The organism is Rhizobium rhizogenes NBRC 13257, from assembly GCF_000696095.1.
In the GTDB taxonomy this organism is placed as follows: Bacteria; Pseudomonadota; Alphaproteobacteria; order Rhizobiales; family Rhizobiaceae; genus Rhizobium; species Rhizobium rhizogenes.
Map to the genome: position 1 here is coordinate 42,500 of NZ_BAYX01000027.1, position 15,171 is coordinate 57,670.

The 15,171-nt window shown below is 58.9% G+C and carries 13 protein-coding genes and 1 pseudogene; 10 read left to right on the forward strand and 4 right to left on the reverse strand.

Annotated features, from left to right (window positions below; translation table 11 throughout):
* Window positions 1-114: 114 nt before the first annotated feature.
* From RRH01S_RS31815 to RRH01S_RS31825, 3 genes are all read left to right on the forward strand, one after another.
* Complete coding sequence (locus RRH01S_RS31815) at window positions 115-1,050, forward strand: pirin family protein (RefSeq protein WP_034520821.1); 936 nt, start codon at window positions 115-117, stop codon at window positions 1,048-1,050.
* Between the two features lie 83 nt (window positions 1,051-1,133).
* The gene (locus tag RRH01S_RS33835) at window positions 1,134-1,421 is read left to right on the forward strand and encodes a GNAT family N-acetyltransferase (RefSeq protein WP_015918059.1); all 288 of its coding nucleotides are present in this window, start codon (window positions 1,134-1,136) and stop codon (window positions 1,419-1,421) included.
* A 114-nt stretch (window positions 1,422-1,535) separates the two neighbouring features.
* Window positions 1,536-1,877, forward strand: coding sequence for a hypothetical protein (locus RRH01S_RS31825; RefSeq protein ID WP_015918058.1), 342 nt, complete (start codon window positions 1,536-1,538; stop codon window positions 1,875-1,877).
* Between the two features lie 191 nt (window positions 1,878-2,068).
* Here RRH01S_RS31825 and RRH01S_RS31830 read toward each other — a convergent pair whose 3' ends face one another.
* On the reverse strand, window positions 2,069-2,980 hold the full coding sequence (locus RRH01S_RS31830; RefSeq protein ID WP_015918057.1) for a LysR family transcriptional regulator: 912 nt from the start codon (window positions 2,978-2,980) through the stop codon (window positions 2,069-2,071).
* A gap of 252 nt (window positions 2,981-3,232) precedes the next feature.
* Here RRH01S_RS31830 and RRH01S_RS31835 point away from each other — a divergent pair, with 252 nt between their 5' ends.
* The 3 genes from RRH01S_RS31835 to RRH01S_RS31845 all read left to right on the forward strand — a co-directional run bounded on the left by RRH01S_RS31835 (window position 3,233) and on the right by RRH01S_RS31845 (window position 7,371).
* Window positions 3,233-5,038: an amidohydrolase gene (locus RRH01S_RS31835; RefSeq protein ID WP_015918056.1), complete on the forward strand. Its 1,806-nt coding sequence runs from the start codon at window positions 3,233-3,235 to the stop codon at window positions 5,036-5,038.
* A gap of 188 nt (window positions 5,039-5,226) precedes the next feature.
* Window positions 5,227-5,685 (forward strand): VOC family protein, encoded by a 459-nt coding sequence (locus RRH01S_RS31840; RefSeq protein WP_015918055.1) that lies wholly within the window; start codon window positions 5,227-5,229, stop codon window positions 5,683-5,685.
* Window positions 5,686-5,892: 207 nt separating this feature from the next.
* Complete coding sequence (locus tag RRH01S_RS31845; RefSeq protein WP_015918054.1) at window positions 5,893-7,371, forward strand: alginate export family protein; 1,479 nt, start codon at window positions 5,893-5,895, stop codon at window positions 7,369-7,371.
* Window positions 7,372-7,941: 570 nt separating this feature from the next.
* On the opposite strand, the gene RRH01S_RS31850 is transcribed toward RRH01S_RS31845, so the two are convergent.
* On the reverse strand, window positions 7,942-8,928 hold the full coding sequence (locus tag RRH01S_RS31850; RefSeq protein ID WP_051696857.1) for an AraC family transcriptional regulator: 987 nt from the start codon (window positions 8,926-8,928) through the stop codon (window positions 7,942-7,944).
* A gap of 153 nt (window positions 8,929-9,081) precedes the next feature.
* Between RRH01S_RS31850 and RRH01S_RS31855 the strand changes: the two genes are divergently transcribed.
* Window positions 9,082-9,825, forward strand: a complete 744-nt coding sequence (locus tag RRH01S_RS31855) for an alpha/beta hydrolase (protein WP_042477358.1) — start codon at window positions 9,082-9,084, stop codon at window positions 9,823-9,825.
* 150 nt (window positions 9,826-9,975) lie between these two features.
* On the forward strand, window positions 9,976-10,989 hold the full coding sequence (locus RRH01S_RS31860) for an aldo/keto reductase (RefSeq protein WP_015918051.1): 1,014 nt from the start codon (window positions 9,976-9,978) through the stop codon (window positions 10,987-10,989).
* 85 nt (window positions 10,990-11,074) lie between these two features.
* Here the strand turns inward: RRH01S_RS31860 and RRH01S_RS35060 are convergent.
* A pseudogene (locus RRH01S_RS35060) lies at window positions 11,075-11,191 on the reverse strand (helix-turn-helix domain-containing protein); the annotation flags it as partial.
* Between the two features lie 225 nt (window positions 11,192-11,416).
* Here RRH01S_RS35060 and RRH01S_RS31865 point away from each other — a divergent pair.
* Both RRH01S_RS31865 and RRH01S_RS31870 read left to right on the forward strand, forming a co-directional pair.
* The gene (locus RRH01S_RS31865; protein WP_015918050.1) at window positions 11,417-12,628 is read left to right on the forward strand and encodes an MFS transporter; all 1,212 of its coding nucleotides are present in this window, start codon (window positions 11,417-11,419) and stop codon (window positions 12,626-12,628) included.
* Window positions 12,629-12,924: 296 nt separating this feature from the next.
* Window positions 12,925-14,019, forward strand: coding sequence for a nucleotidyltransferase family protein (locus tag RRH01S_RS31870; RefSeq protein WP_042477342.1), 1,095 nt, complete (start codon window positions 12,925-12,927; stop codon window positions 14,017-14,019).
* Between the two features lie 364 nt (window positions 14,020-14,383).
* Here RRH01S_RS31870 and RRH01S_RS31875 read toward each other — a convergent pair.
* A partial coding sequence (locus RRH01S_RS31875; protein WP_042477344.1) for an IS110 family RNA-guided transposase occupies window positions 14,384-15,171 on the reverse strand: 788 nt, incomplete at its 5' end.

A 15,171-nucleotide genomic window follows, 5' to 3' on the forward strand; every position in this document is an offset into this window, starting at 1 on the left:
GCTAGTCGCGGGTGCCATCATTTTTTAGAGTCGATAGCGGCTCCGCCTAGCGGGCAGCAAAACGGAAGAGAAGCTCAGTGGAGTTAACGCTGGAGAGTGAAGAGGAGAACATGCATGAGCTGGAACCCCGCTATTGCCCCGGCCTGTCCTGAAGAGGGTGGTCTGGATGCAATCGACACTTTGATCATCCCCCGTTCGCGCGACCTCGGTGGTTTCGAAGTCCGTCGCGCCTTGCCCGCTCCGAAACGGCAAATGGTGGGACCGTTCATTTTCTTCGATCAGGTCGGACCAGCAGAACTTGTGACTGGACAGGGCATTGATGTGCGGCCGCATCCGCATATCGGGCTCGGTACCGTGACCTATCTTTATCGAGGCGAATTCCATCACCGCGACAGCACAGGTGCCGATCAGATCATTCGCCCCGGCGCCCTGAACTGGATGATCGCGGGCCGTGGCGTCTCGCATTCCGAGCGCACCACGCCGGAAGGCCGCAGCGGGCCGCAAAGCTTGCTGGGAATCCAGACCTGGGTGGCGCTTCCCGACAACCATGAAGACATGGCGCCGATGTTTGAACACCATGGAACAGAGGCGCTGCCCACGGTCGAGGATCGCGGCGTCACGATTCGGCTTATCCTGGGAAACGCCTATGGCAAGGTTGCTCCCGCGAAGATGTTTTCCGAGACTTTCTATGCCGATGTCACGCTGGAGGCAGACGCCCGCCTGCCTCTGCCGGATGATCACGAGGATCGCGGGATCTATATCGTCGACGGTTCTATCTCGATCGCTGGCCAGGACTTCGAAGCGATGCAGATGATGGTGTTTCGCCCCGGTGACAGGATCACCGTGACCGCTGGCGAAAGAGGCGCCCGGTTAATGATTCTCGGCGGCGCGACGCTTCCTGGTCCGCGTTACATTTGGTGGAATTTTGTCGCCTCTTCGCAAGAGCGGATCGAAGAAGCCAAGGCCGAATGGCGTGCCGGGAACTGGGGGAAGGGGCGTTTCGATCTCCCGGTTGACGACAGGGACGAGCACATTCCCTTGCCCGATTGATTTCTGCCGGTCGGTTTCGATCAGATGACCGTCTAAGGATGGAGCGACACGTTGAGCACTGGATTGATGATGGAGGAAATGTATTGAGCGACGAGGTTGAACGGGAAGATGGCGCCGCCAAGGGACGCTACCGGATCGTGGTTGATGGGATCGAAGCCGAGATGACATACAGCCGAGCGGGTCAAAAGCTGATCGTTATTGATCACACAGATGTTCCTGCGGCGTTGCGTGGCCGAAAAATTGGCGAGCAATTGGTCCGCCAAGCGGTTGAGGATGCCAGGCGCGAAGGCATCACGATCATACCGCTTTGCCCGTTCGCGAAAGCACAGATCCAGCGCCATGCGGAATGGCAGGATGTTTTGAGAAAGTGAGGAATTCTGCTGAACAAAGAACCAGAGCCGACGATAAGGAATATTATGCGGAAGAACAGCTATCTGTACAAGAGGCGAAGCAGTCCCTTCAAGCTACTGCCGGAGAGCTGAACAATGACCGAAAACACTTCTGACCCGACCTTGGTGGAGCGCGAGATTGCTAAGGTCATAAGTCGTACCGATAAGACTCTTGCCGCCACAGTCTCGCGTGCCTTGGAGGATGCGACCAAACAAGCTGCCGAGGATATGCGAGCGATCGGCCAGGAAGATGCTGTGCCGGCGATGCAATATTTCGCGGCAGTTGTTCACCAGCGAATGTATTGTCTCATGTGTGGCGCAGACCCGGATACATTTGAGGGAGGAAACCCTGAAACTGCCTACCACGTCATCCGAAACTCTCAGAATATCGCCAAGCATTATTGGTCAGCAGACATCGAGCCTTACCCAGCGAAATAGTGGTGGGTCATCCATTCGCATCCAGCACCGCGCCATTACTGCATCGGCGGCACCTTTCGTTGTTGATCAACTCGACACTAAGAGAAGCCATTTCGTGACGTTGGGGAGGAACTAGCCGCGTCCGCGATCGCTGATCCAGGTCAGATTCCTGTATAATCGGGAATCGCGGCGACCCATTACCCACATGCCGATCATTCGTCTTGCCTGCCGAGGCCTGCCGCGCCGTCCTTGACGGCCGCGGTTCCGAAACGTTCGATGAGCATTTCAGTGAGGATCCTCACCTTTCGCGAGGGATGCTGGCCGGGCGGCCTCACGACGAACATGCCGGCTGGCGGAATCGGATGACGCGTCATGATTGGCACCAATGCGCCCGAACGAACATGATCCGCGACAAGCGGTTCTGGCAGGTAGCCGATCCCAATACCATCTAGAGTGGCAGATACGAGCGATATTCCGCTATCCGCTACGAAGCGTCCCTGGGGACGCACCGTAACAATTTTATCGCCATCCATGAATTGCCACCTCTCGTCGTCTCGCATGACGACTTGATGATTTACGATCTCGTCCGGTGTGACGGGAGCACCGTGAGCTTCGATGTATTCGGGACTCGCAACCAGTATGCCGAAGATCGATCCGACACGTCGTGCGATTAGGGCGGAATCTTGAAGGTGGCCAAGCCGAATAGCGCAGTCAAACCCCTCTCCGACGAGATCTACGAAACGATCGGTATAGGAAGAAAGGATTTGTAGTTGCGGATGTCTGCGGGCCATTTGTGAGAGGATAGGAGCAAAATGTGTTGGGCCAAAGGAAAGCGGCGCAGCGACACGTAACCGGCCGCGAAGATCTCCGGAGGGAAGAGTGGCCTCCCTTGCAACTTCAAACTCGCTGCAGATCTTTGCCGCGTGCTCGCGAAACGTCGCGCCAGCTTCGGTCAGGAAGGCGCCGCGCGTCGTTCGCGCGAGCAATTGAACGCCCAGGAATTGCTCAAGTCGAGCAAGCCTTCGGCTGACGAGCGATTTGGAAACGCCAAGCCGACGCGCTGCCTGTGTGACGCCGGTCGCGTCAGCAATCTCCACGAAAGTGCGCAGTTCCTCAATATCCATTGGTGTTTCCTTTTCGGCGACACGGTGTGTCAATTTGATGGCCTACCGTAGCCGAAATTGCAATGGCACTGTCCACTTGGACGTGTTCACAAGGGCTTTTGTCCTCCGACAAGTCGGCCTTCAACGATGGTGTGCGAAAAAAGTAGTGACCTTTTGAGACGGCTTGGACTCACTTCCTCGCCCTTCGCGCGCATCCGCATGGCACCGGCTCCGAGTGACCGCATTTCGTAAAATCAGTCGAACGAGGGTAAAATGATCAGAAAGATATTCATCGCCTTAGTGATAGCGTTTTCTTTCTCCGCAGTTCAGGCACAAACGACGCAGGAACAGCCCGGCGCTGATCTGATCGTTATCAACGCAAAGATCTTCACCGGCAGCCGTGCTCACCCCGAAGCTTCGGCTTTGGCGGTCAAGGATGGCCGCATTTATTCCGTCGGCTCTGATGCGGACATTCTCGGTCTAAAGAACTCCAACACCCCGATTATTGATGCTCGCAGCCGCACACTCATTCCCGGCATCATTGACGCCCATATCCATGTCCTCAACGATCTGGCCTATAATTACAATCTTCGATGGGATGGCGTGCCGACGCTGCGCCGGGCATTGACGATGCTGAGCGAGCAGGCCGCACGCACGCCGAAGGGCCAATGGGTCAAAGTGATCGGAGGCTGGTCACCCTACCAATTCGAGGAGAACCGCTTCCCCACGCTGGATGAATTGCGCAGCGCCGTGCCCGATCGCCCCATGATCGTGCAATATGCTTATAACCAAGCCTTCTTGAACAAGCAGGCGATGGAGGCGCTTGGCGTGGGTACCGATCGGTTCCCAAAGGTGCCGGACACCGAATTCGAAATGGACAGCCGCGGTAATCTCACTGGTGTGGTCCACGGTTATACTTGGTTGTTTCTCGCTCTCGAGAGCATGGTGCCGCAGCCGACGTTCGACGAACAAGTGAGTTCGTTGATCTATAGCATTCACGGTCTGAACCGGTTCGGCGTGACCTCGATCATCGATAACGGCGGCAGGTGGCCCTACCCGGAGGCCCAGGCGAGGGTAGACGTGCTTGCACGAGACAACCGCCTCAATGTGCGCATGCCCTTTGTGGACTTGCAACTCGGCGACGGCGGGCCGGTAAACATGGTGGATCTTGAAATTGAGGCAATCACGAAAACGGCGCCTATAAGTCCAGGGCAGAACCTCCACCCCACCCTGGCACATGGCCACGAATATCGAGGTGCCGGGGAGGTTCTGAGCGGGGAAGTGCACGATCATGAGAACTTCGACCGTCCGGCTGTCATCATTGAGCCTGAGAAGATGCGGCGCTTTGTCGAGCAGGATGTGCTGAAGCTGGTCCAGCGGCGCATCCCGTTCCGCATGCACGTCAGCTACAACGAGAACATCTCCCCTTTTCTCGACGCGCTGGAGAAGGTGAACGAAACGATCCCGCTCGATGGCCTGAAATGGAGTCTCGAGCACGCTGAGACCATCAGTCCGGAGAACATCGCTCGGGTGAAAAAGCTGGGTGGCGGGATTGCCCTCGACGCCAAAATGGCGCTGCACGGCGATGGCTTCATCAGGACATATGGTCGCGAGAAGGCGTTGAAGACGCCGCGTCTACGTATGCTCGTCGATAGCGGCATGCCGCTGGCCATGACCACCGACGCCTTCCGGGCAGCCACGTTTAATCCTTGGGTGGCTATAAGTTGGATGGTATCTGGCAAGTCTGTGTCCGGATCCGAGATACTTGCCGAGAATAATCGCCTATCCCGCACCGAGGCGCTGAAACTGTTCACCAGCGGTGCCGCCTGGTTCATGAATGCAGAAGCCGAACTAGGCATAATCGCCCCCGGAAATCTGGCAGACTTCGCCGTTCTCGACAGGGATTACTTCGCCGTGCCGGAAGATCAAATCAGCTCCATCTCTTCCGTACTGACTATTATGGACGGAAAGGTGGTGTTTGGTGCGCAGGACTACAGCGCTCTATCGCCAAAACTGCCCGACATCCTTCCTGCTTGGTCACCCGTAAAATACTTCGGCAGCTATCATGGGGAAAAATGAACTGAGCGGAATGGTTCTCCCATTCCACCGACAGTTCCATTTCAGGAGCTCATTGGGCCGCGTTTTCGCCGCCTGGCCGTACCCTACCGCGGCGAAAGTACCATCGCCTACATTGACGGCGACCGTTCAATACCCCGTCGAAAACAAAGCGCGTCAAGGGGGGCGTCGTTATATCGAGGAGAATAAAATTGGCTGACTTCACCCTGCCTGCGAAGAGCCCATCATCATTTTTCGCGGATGTGCGCGGACATCACGTTGCGATCCGTGTTCCCGATCGGGACACCGCAATACAATGGTATCAGGATAAGCTCGACTGGCGGGTCATCCACACATGGCCCTATGCTGACCAACAACTCGCCTATCTTGCGCCGCCAAATGACGATCGTTTCATGGTCGAACTGCTTGCCGGTGGCGACCTGGGTCCGCATAAGGTACCGGTTTACAAGGACCTGGGCGACAGCTTGAAGCATGCCGGTTACCACCATTTCTGCCTGACCGTCGCCGATATCGAAGCCACTGTGGAAGAGCTGCGCCGCCGCGACGTAAAGATCCTCAGCGAACCGTTTCAGGTCAACGAGATTAGCCGCAAGATCGCTTTCTTTGCCGATCCTTTCGGGAACGTGGTTGAGTTGGCCGAAGTCATCTAGCAGCGCAGCCGTGCACGCCCCCCCGCGACGAAAAACGATTTCACCATAAACGCGCCCGGTGACGAACTCCACCTTCAGTCAGTCGATACGCAACTGGGGTGGCCGTGTGCGCCCCATGCTTCGCCGTGCCAATGGCGGACGGCGTCAACCACCCACCAGAAGCTGATGCAAGATGTGGCCGCGTGCCGAAGGCTGAAAGGCGAACAGATGATTGACCAAAAGAGATGTTTCACCTTGCCATTTTCAATGGCGCTCAGCCTTCGGTTCGTATCCATGGCGCTGTCACTCCTGCTTTCGCTTTTCGCTCTCGCATTTGCTCAAGGGGGCTACCGGTCAGCCCTGGCGGCGGATGATTTTTCCTTGGAGCAGAAAAGGCCCTCGATAAAGGCCGACCGCTCGCAGGAGGACTGGTCGCCTCTCGCGGATCCGAAACTGCGGAGTGAGCCGCTGGATCGTCTCAAATACATTCCGTTGTTTCCCTCCAATCCTGACAGCTACATCTCGTTAGGGCTCAATCTACGCGAAATCTTCGAAGTCAGTGATGCGCCGGCTTTCGGAACCGTGCCAGCGAACCCCAGAGATTCTTATTGGTTACAGCGTGCGCAGTTCCAGATCGACGTTCACCTGAATGAAAACTGGCAGCTGTTCACGCAGTTCGAGGATGTGCGTGCGTTCGACAAGACGGTAGTCGGCCCCAACGACGCAAACCGATTTGACCTTCGGCTCGCATTCATCGGTTATACGCAGGAGACTGACCTAGGAACCTTCAGGGCAAGGGTCGGTCGGCAAGACTTCGCGTTTGATTTGGAGCGGTTCGTATCGGTGCGCGACGGGCCGAATGTCCGCCAGGCGTTCGATGCCGTCTGGGCCGGATGGGAGACGGATGCATGGCGCTTCTATGGTCTTGTCAGCCAGCCGGTTCAGTATCGGGATGACAACCCCTTCGATGATCGATCAAGCGGCGATGTGCTGTTCAGCGGCGCCCGCGTCGAGTGGCAACTCTCGCCGACGATCGAGGTCTCGGGCTATTATGCGCTCTATCAGCGCAAGCACGCCACTTTTCTGGCCGCGTCGGGTGAGGAGGACAGGCATGTGCTCGATATCCGGTCGGCCGGCAAATATGCCGGTTTCGACTGGGATGCCGAAGCGATGGGACAGGTTGGCCAGGTCGGCTCAGCCGACATTCTGGCCTGGGCCGTCGGTGCGAGGACTGGTTATACCTTCGAGGATGTCCCCTGGTCGCCGCGGATCGGTCTGCAGTTCGACGTGGCGTCCGGCGACCGGGACGCAGGTGATGGCACGCTTGGTACCTTCAACCCGCTGTTTCCGAACGGCTTCTATTTCTCGCTTGGCGGCCATACCGGATATGCTAACCTCATTCACCTCAAGCCGTCGATTACCGTTCAGCCGACAGAAGACCTGACCCTGATGGCCGGGGTCGGACTGCTCTGGCGACAGACAACACGGGACGCCGTCTACACCCTGCCAAGCGTTCGCGTCGCTGGCACGGCGGGTAAGGGGCAGGCATGGACCGGAGCTTATGTGCAGGTCAAGGCGGACTACCGCTTCAATCCCAATCTCACGGGGTCGCTGGAGGCTGTTCATTACCGGGTCGGCTCGGCGCTCGAAGCTGTGGGTGGCCGCGACAGCAATTATCTCAGGGCAGAACTGAAACTGGCCTGGTAACAATGCCGACGCTACGGTTGTTCGCCGACGAAGGAAATCACCGATTGAAGCGGCGGCCATGCTCCCGAGTTTCTCGCTCAAGAACCTTCATATTCTCAGCCACAGCGCTCGGCAGTGCCAAGAAATTTGAGGCTACTTTCGACACACGACTGCGTCGTTCCAACGGGATTGGGTCATAATAGCAGCTTACGCCGTAGCCAACGTTAAGCTTGCATAAGGTGATTGCAATTTTCAACTCATTAGCGAATCTAATGTGCCTCGGTGGTTCGATTCCACTCAAGAGCGAGAGGATTTACTTTCGGCCGTGAGGCCATATTCGAATGCTTCGGTTTCGTGCCTCAGCCCTCGCAAGACGATCAGCGTCGTTAAAAAACGCGTGAGCGAGACTATCTTCCACTTAGGCCCCTAGCCGCTTCTCTGAGTAGTCATCGTTGTAGTCGTCGTTTGCGCACTCATTTCAGTCATAGAGCCTCGCCAAGCGGCGGCTCGAAAGCAGACACTGTCTTGGCTGGCGAGGCGGGATGCTAACGCCGACAGCGGCACATCGAGAGCTTTGGCAGAGTCCTTCGCTTAGCTTGCCCGCGCCATGACGGGTGGAATGCCGAACTGCGCCTTGAAGGCGCGGCTGAAGGCGGCCTCGGAGTCGTAGCCGACACGGCGGGCGACGTCGCTTACCCTCGCATCGGAGCGTCGCAGCATGTCGCTCGCCAGCAGCAGGCGCCACCGGGTCTGGTAGTGCAGGGGTCCGGCGCCCACCAGGGTGGAAAAACGCTCGGCAAAATTGGAACGCGACATCCCGGCCATCGCGGCGAGTTCGGCGACAGTGCGACGCCGGAACGGCTCGTCATGAATGGCCTTGAGCGCCCGGCTGATCCTTGCATCCGCCAGCGCCGCGAGCCAGCCTTTTTCCTCGGGTGGGGCCGTACGCACCCAGATGCGCATCGCCCGGATGACCAGCACGTCGATCAGCCGCGAGATCATGATGGCCGACCCGGGATGCGCCGCCCTTGCCTCAGAAAGCAATGACTGCGCGAGCACCTCCAGCCAGCCCTTTTCATCCGCATCCATCGATCCTTGAATATGGATCACCGACGGCAGCACCGCGAGCATGGAGGGCATGTTGTCACCCTCGAAACGGAAGGCGCCCGTCACCAGATGGGTGACAGGCCCGCCTCCTTGGATGCGGACCGCGAGGTTATCGTCGCGCAGCTGCGCCTTGAGCAGCCCGCGTGCCTCGACCGGCTCCGCCCCCGGAGTGCCGATCACATGTCCTGTTCCCTGGGGCATGACCAGCAGATCACCGGCCCTGGCATAGACGGTCTTTCCGTCGCTCGCTGTCAGTCGCAGCTCGCCCTCCGATACGACGTGAAGATAACCCGAACCGGGCTCGAAAGTCAGGCCCCAGGGCGCGCCGAGCTCGGCCGAACAAATGAGCTCGCCCCTAAGACGGATCAGCGTGAGGATCTGCGACAGGAAATCCTCACGCGAAGCCATCATCGGGAAATGGGTTTCGGACGCCAGGGCAAGATGTTGGGAGGCGCGATCATGGCTTGTCATGCGGAAAGCTCTATATTCCAGTCATCGCTTGAAGCGAAAACGCAATCAAAACCTGACGATACGGAGAGATCCAGTCCATGGCGCCGCGTACCGGCACCGGTGGGAAGAACATTGCCGATCGTCCAGAGCTTAACACAACATATGGAGATGGAAATGAAAAATATCCTGTCAACGCTCATGCTCGGCGCCGCTGTTTTCGGTGCCGCTCCCGTCCTCGCCCAGCCGGCCAGGAACATCGTCCTCGTCCACGGCGCTTTCGCCGATGAATCGAGCTGGGACAAGGTTGCCGCCATCCTCGGCGCCAAGGGTTACCACGTCACCCAGGTCGCCAATCCGCTAACCTCGCTGGCCGACGACGTCGCCGCCACCAAAGCGGCGCTCGCCGCACAGGACGGGCCGACCGTGCTGGTCGCCCATAGTTGGGGCGGCGTGGTGATCGGCGAGGCCGGCGACGACGCCAAGGTCAAGGCGCTTGTTTATGTCTCGGCCTTTGGCCCGGAAAAAGGCGAATCGCTCGCCAAGCTGCTGGCCGGCGGCCAGCCGAGCGAGGGCGCCAAGGCCATCCGCCCCAATGACAAGGGCGCTGTGATCGTCGACCCCGCAGCCTTCCCCACCGTCTTCGCCGGCGACTTGCCCCAGGCCGAAGCCGAAGCGCTGGCCCAGAAGCAACTGCCCTCGAACCCCGCCAATTTTGAAGCAGTGACCGAGGTCGCGGCGTGGCATGACAAGCCGAACTTCTATGTCGTGACGACCGAAGACCGGACTGTGCCGGCCGACGCCCAGCGCGTCTTTGCCAGCCGAATGAAGGCCGAGGTGACGGAGATCGCCGCCAGCCAAGCCGGTTTGATCTCGAAGGCAGAGGATGTCGCCGGGGTGATCGAGAAGGCGGCGCGCTGAACGGTCGGACCGGTCTGCGCAGGATCTGTGAGTTCCGTTCGCATATCCTGCGAACCTCGACCGGCTACCGGCTCAAACCACTCCCTCCCATCTTTTCGTTCAACAGGGACGGGTCCTGGTTCGCACCACTAACATCAAAAGGATAAGACAATGACTCTCAAGCACATTCTCCCCAGCAAGCTCGGTTTTGGCGCAGCCCCGCTCGGCAACATGTTCCGCGATATTCCGGAGGCCGAAGCGCTCGCCACCGTCGAAGCCGCCTGGAATGACGGTATCCGCTATTACGACAACGCGCCCTTCTATGGCGCAGGCCTTGCGGAGATCCGCATGGGTGAGGCGCTGGCGGACAAGCCGCGTGAAGACTATGTGATAAGCACCAAGGTTGGCCGCGTCATTCTCGACGAGATCGAGGATATCAGCGTCCGCGACCTAGGCGAGAAGGGCGATGTCTTCAAGTATGGCCGCCCCAACAAGATCGTCAACGATTACTCGGAAGATGCGACCCTGCGCTCGATCGAGGACAGCCTGAAACGCCTGAAGACCGACCATATCGAAATCGCCTGGGTCCACGATGTGGCGCAGGATTTTTACGGTGACGAGTGGCTGGCTATCTTCGAAAGCGCACGCAAGGGCGCCTTCAAGGCACTGGATCGTCTGCGCGACGAAGGGGTCATCAAGGCCTGGGGTCTTGGTGTCAATCGTGTGGAACCGATCGAACTGCTGCTGGCCCTGCAAGAACCGCGGCCGGATGGTTTTCTGCTGGCCGGTCGGTACACACTGCTCGATCATGATCGGGCGTTGCAGCGCGTGATGCCGATGGTTGCCGAACGTGGTCTCGGCATCGTCGTTGGCGGTCCCTACAGCTCCGGCGCACTGGTCGGCGGCCCGAACTTCGAATATGCGCCCGCCACGCCCGCGATCCTCGACAAGGTCGCCCGCATCAAGGCGATCGCTGACCGCCATGGCGTGAGCATGAAGGCAGCCGGCCTGCAATTCGCGCTCGCCTATCCCGCCGTCGCCGCCGTCATCCCCGGCGCCAGCAAGCCGGGCCGTATCGTGGAGGACAGCGCGGCACTTGCCGAACAGATCCCCACCGACTTCTGGTATGAAATCCGCCAGACCGGCCTCGTCAACCCGGAAGCACCGCTTCCCGCTCTGGAGTGAAGGTCATGACTTGCAAATTAAGGCATAGCTTAGGTGCTGGTGGCAACGGTATCCCCACGTGGCTCGCCCGCCAGGAACCCCTGCATGCGAGGTACCGTGAAACCGTCGATGGGGTCATCATCAGCAAACGGGCGGCCTCGGAAAAGCTGCCGGCCTCGGCGACCTGAACGAAAACCATCGCCTCACCGGCTCTGTTGTCCATGCCGCTACCCCCGCGCCAGTTTACAAGTGGGGTCGGGCGTAGCCGCCAGAGTGCGCGCTGTCAGCGCAGCGTGCACTCATCTGTGAATTTTCTTCTCAAATCGTGAGAACGCGACCTGGCTACTGCTGCCCGGCCCGACGTGAGATCCATGTGGTCAAGCACCAGGCCGGTTTTGAGTTCCGCCAAGCGACCGCACTCCATTCCGCTCCTGAAAGGATCATTGAAATGTCCATCACCTCCGAAGTTCAAGCCTACATTCCCGCGCAAACCAATGGAGCAGCCCGCTCCAAGAACCTGACATTGCTGGCGCTCGCGCTCGGCAGCTTCTCGATCGGAACGTCGGAATTTGCCAGCATGGGCATCATTCAGCTGTTCTCCAATAGTCTCGGCATCAGCGTTCCCGAGGCCACCAGTGCGATCACGGCATATGCATTCGGCGTCGTGATCGGCGCGCCGCTGATAACGCTGGCGGCGGCCCGGCTCAATCGCCGCACGCTGCTGCTTGCCCTCATGGGTCTGTTCATTGCCGGCAATGTCCTGTCAGCCGTTGCCTCGGATCTCGGCCTGCTGATGCTGGCACGCTTCATCAGCGGCCTGCCGCAGGGTGCTTATTTCGGCGCCGGCGCGGTTGTCGCGTCCTACACCGTCGGCCCCGGCCAGGCTGGCAAGGCCTTCGCTATCGTCATGACCGGCCTGACGGTCGCGACGATCGTCGGCTCGCCGCTCGCCACCTTCCTCGGCCAGACTATCGGCTGGCGCGAAACCTATCTTGCTGTCGCCGCCTTCTCGCTTCTGGCCTTAAGCGCCATCCGGCAATGGGTGCCGCGCACCAAAGCGCTTGACGGTGTTCCGGTCATCCAGGAACTCTCGGCCCTGCGCAAGGGCCCGGTCTGGGGCGTAATGCTCGTCGCTGCCCTCGGTGTCGCCAGCATTTTCGCGGTCTACACCTTCATCGCTCCCATGGCCACCGACACCGTCCGCCTTGCCCCTGCAATGATCCCGGTGGCGCTAACACTGTTCGGCATCGGCATGACCGCCGGCAATGTCTATGGCGGCAAGCTCGCAGACCGCTATCCCGCTCGCGGCATCGCGCTCGGATTCGGCAGCGCTCTGGTGATCATGGCAATTTTGGCCGTTGGTGGTGCGAACCCCTGGATCTTCTTCCCGGCCATGTTTGGTGTCGGTGGTGCAATGATGGCCGCCATCCCCACCATCCAGGTTCGTCTGACCCGGTTCGCTCCGGAAGCCCCGAGCCTGATGGGTGCCATGAATCTCGCCTCGCTCAATGTCGCCAATGCCATCGGTGCCTGGGCAGGCGGTCTTACGATCGCGGCAGGTTACGGCCTTCTCTCCGCTGTCTGGGCCGGGTTCGCTCTGACGTTGGTCGGACTGGGGATTTTCGGTCTCACCCTGATACGGAAAGAGAGGGCCGCCTAGGCGGCCCGCGCTTATCCGGCGATGGTATGGCTCGGGCCAATTCCAGCTCTTGGCGGCGAATACCCAAATGTCTGCTTTCGCGTTGGCTGTCCTGGCAGCGGACAGTCTGCTCTCGACCCCAATCTGGCCATTTTTGCCGGCAAAGTGATGTCAGCAAAGGCAAGAGATCGCAAGCTTTGGTTAAAGGTCATTGGTTCAGCTCCCATCAAGGCGATAGGGCTAGCATCTAATCTTGCTACCCATCCTCTCGATCGTTATACTGTTTTTGAGAAACAGTATAACGCGGAGTCGCGCTTATGAAGTCAATCGACCTCATGTATCAGACGATGCTCGCCGAGCTAGGTCAGCGTTCGCTAGACGCCGCCTGGACGGCCGATTTCCCTCCGGAGGGTCGGTTCACCCCGGCGAACATCAAGGGGCGCAAGTACTGGTACTTCGACATCCCGGATGGACACGGTGGTACGAAACGTCGTTACGTCGGTCCTGCTGACGATCCGGATATCGCGCAGCGCGTAGCTGATCATAAGCGGGACAAGGACGATCTACGCGCCCGCAGGCGCATGGTCAACACCCTGACCCGTGAAGGCGGGATGATCGCTCCTGACGCGATGTCGGGCGACATCGTCGAGGCTCTTGCCGACGGCGGTCTTTTTCGGCTCCGCGGTGTTCTCATAGGCACAGTGGCCTTTCAGTGCTATTCAGGACTGCTGGGCGTCCGCCTTCCCATGGCTGCAATCCTGACCGGCGATGCGGACATCGCCCAGGACTATGCCATCAGCTGGGAAGTTGAAGACAGCCTGCCTCCGATTGTTGAGCTTCTGCAAAGCGTCGACGCCAGCTTCCGGCCAGTTCTCCATCGATCGGGATCCGCGGCCTCGTCGGCGTTTCAGAATGCCGACGGCTACAGGGTTGAATTCCTGACGTCAAACCGTGGTTCGGACGACTACATCGACCAGCCGGCCACGATGCCCGCCCTCGGCGGCGCCAGTGCGGATCCATTACGCTTTCTCGATTTCCTCATCAAGGAACCTGTCAGGACAATGCTGCTCCACCGAAGCGGTGTCCCAGTCGTCGTCCCGGATCCGTCCAGGTATGCGATCCACAAGCTTATAGTCGCCAGCCGTCGGCACACTGACGGGCAGGGGCCGGCGAAGCGAGAGAAGGATGTTCGTCAAGCTGCGCTGCTCTTTGAAGCCCTACAGCAGACGAGGCGATCTGCCGACTTGGCGCTTGTCTACAACGAAGCGTGGGAGCGCGGGCCTGCGTGGCAGGAAGGTGTTCGAACCGGGGTGGGGATGTTGCCGGCAGAAGATGCCGAGCGGTTCAAGATGGTCCTGATCGAGGGGGCAAAGAAAAACCGCGAAGACATTGAGCTTCCGTTTGGGGAATAGGCTGTCCTCCGACTCGAAAGCCAAGTAGTTGATTTGATTCGAAGTGGCCAAGATAAATAGGGCGCCGAGAGTTCAAACCCCATATGTGGACGGCCCCGACTTGCAAGATATCTCGAGATAATTTGACCAGATCGCTTGCGTCCATATGTCCGGCCTGTTGTTGCGTCCGCACATGAACGCTGGCCAAGATGGTTTCCGCAACACAGGTCCCAAACATCAAGGCGGCCTTGAGGAGCCAAAGGGATTTCCGGAGTATCCTGTGTCCCGGATCGATCGATCACACCATCTGCTATTATCCTGCAAGTTGTTGTATCACAAACACGTGGTGAAGATCAGGATATCCAGGGTTCTTGCTCGCCAATCTTCATGTGGCGCATCCCGTCAAAGCTGCTCCTGATTGTGCGCTGTATGTTTGCCCAGAGATCATGAGTTTCCAGGCTATGCGTGCCATCTTGTTGGCAAGTGCGACAGCTGCCAGTTTAGGCGGCTTACGTCTGAGCAGTTCCGCCAACCATTGAGAAGCCTTACCAGATCGCCGCGCGTGATGAATGACAGCGGTTGCTCCTGCCACCAAGACGGCCCGCAGAGCTTCATCGCCGGCTCGCGTGATACCACCGAGCCGCAGCTTGCCGCCGGTCGAGTGATCTTTTGGCGTCAACCCTATCCAGGCTGCGAACTGGCGGCCAGATTGGAACAGCTCCGGAGCGGGTGTCTTCATGATCAAAAGAGCCGAACCGATTGGGCCAATGCCGGGAATGGTGTTGAGACGTCTGCTGCGTTCGTCGTTACGCTGCCATGCCTTTACCTTGGCCTCCACAGCCGCAATCTTCTTTTCCAGCTGAGCGTATTCCTCGGCCTGGCTCATGAACAATTCCTGTGCGAGCTCTGGCACAGTTTTCTCAACTTGTACCCTTTCGAGCAGCATCGGAATATGTGCTAGCCCCTTGGCTGCGGAAATGCCGAATTCATTGGCGTAGCCCCGTATAGCGTTGGCGAGTTGGGTTCTGTTGGCTATCAGACGGGTACGGACGCTGATCAGCATGAGTGCCGCTTGCTCATCCACTGTCTTGACCGGAACAAACCGCATCGTTGGGCGGCTCATCGCCTCGCACAGCCCTTCGGCGTCGGCAGCGTCATTCTTGTTCCGCTTGG

Coding starts and splice junctions, on each gene's coding strand:
- RRH01S_RS31825 (WP_015918058.1), top strand. CDS start 1,536: ATGACCGAAAACACTTCTGACCCGACCTTGGTGGAGCGCGAGATTGCT.
- RRH01S_RS31865 (WP_015918050.1), top strand. CDS start 11,417: ATGTCCATCACCTCCGAAGTTCAAGCCTACATTCCCGCGCAAACCAAT.
- RRH01S_RS31835 (WP_015918056.1), top strand. CDS start 3,233: ATGATCAGAAAGATATTCATCGCCTTAGTGATAGCGTTTTCTTTCTCC.
- RRH01S_RS31815 (WP_034520821.1), top strand. CDS start 115: ATGAGCTGGAACCCCGCTATTGCCCCGGCCTGTCCTGAAGAGGGTGGT.
- RRH01S_RS31870 (WP_042477342.1), top strand. CDS start 12,925: ATGAAGTCAATCGACCTCATGTATCAGACGATGCTCGCCGAGCTAGGT.
- RRH01S_RS31850 (WP_051696857.1), bottom strand. CDS start 8,928: ATGACAAGCCATGATCGCGCCTCCCAACATCTTGCCCTGGCGTCCGAA.
- RRH01S_RS31830 (WP_015918057.1), bottom strand. CDS start 2,980: ATGGATATTGAGGAACTGCGCACTTTCGTGGAGATTGCTGACGCGACC.
- RRH01S_RS31855 (WP_042477358.1), top strand. CDS start 9,082: ATGAAAAATATCCTGTCAACGCTCATGCTCGGCGCCGCTGTTTTCGGT.
- RRH01S_RS31860 (WP_015918051.1), top strand. CDS start 9,976: ATGACTCTCAAGCACATTCTCCCCAGCAAGCTCGGTTTTGGCGCAGCC.
- RRH01S_RS31845 (WP_015918054.1), top strand. CDS start 5,893: ATGATTGACCAAAAGAGATGTTTCACCTTGCCATTTTCAATGGCGCTC.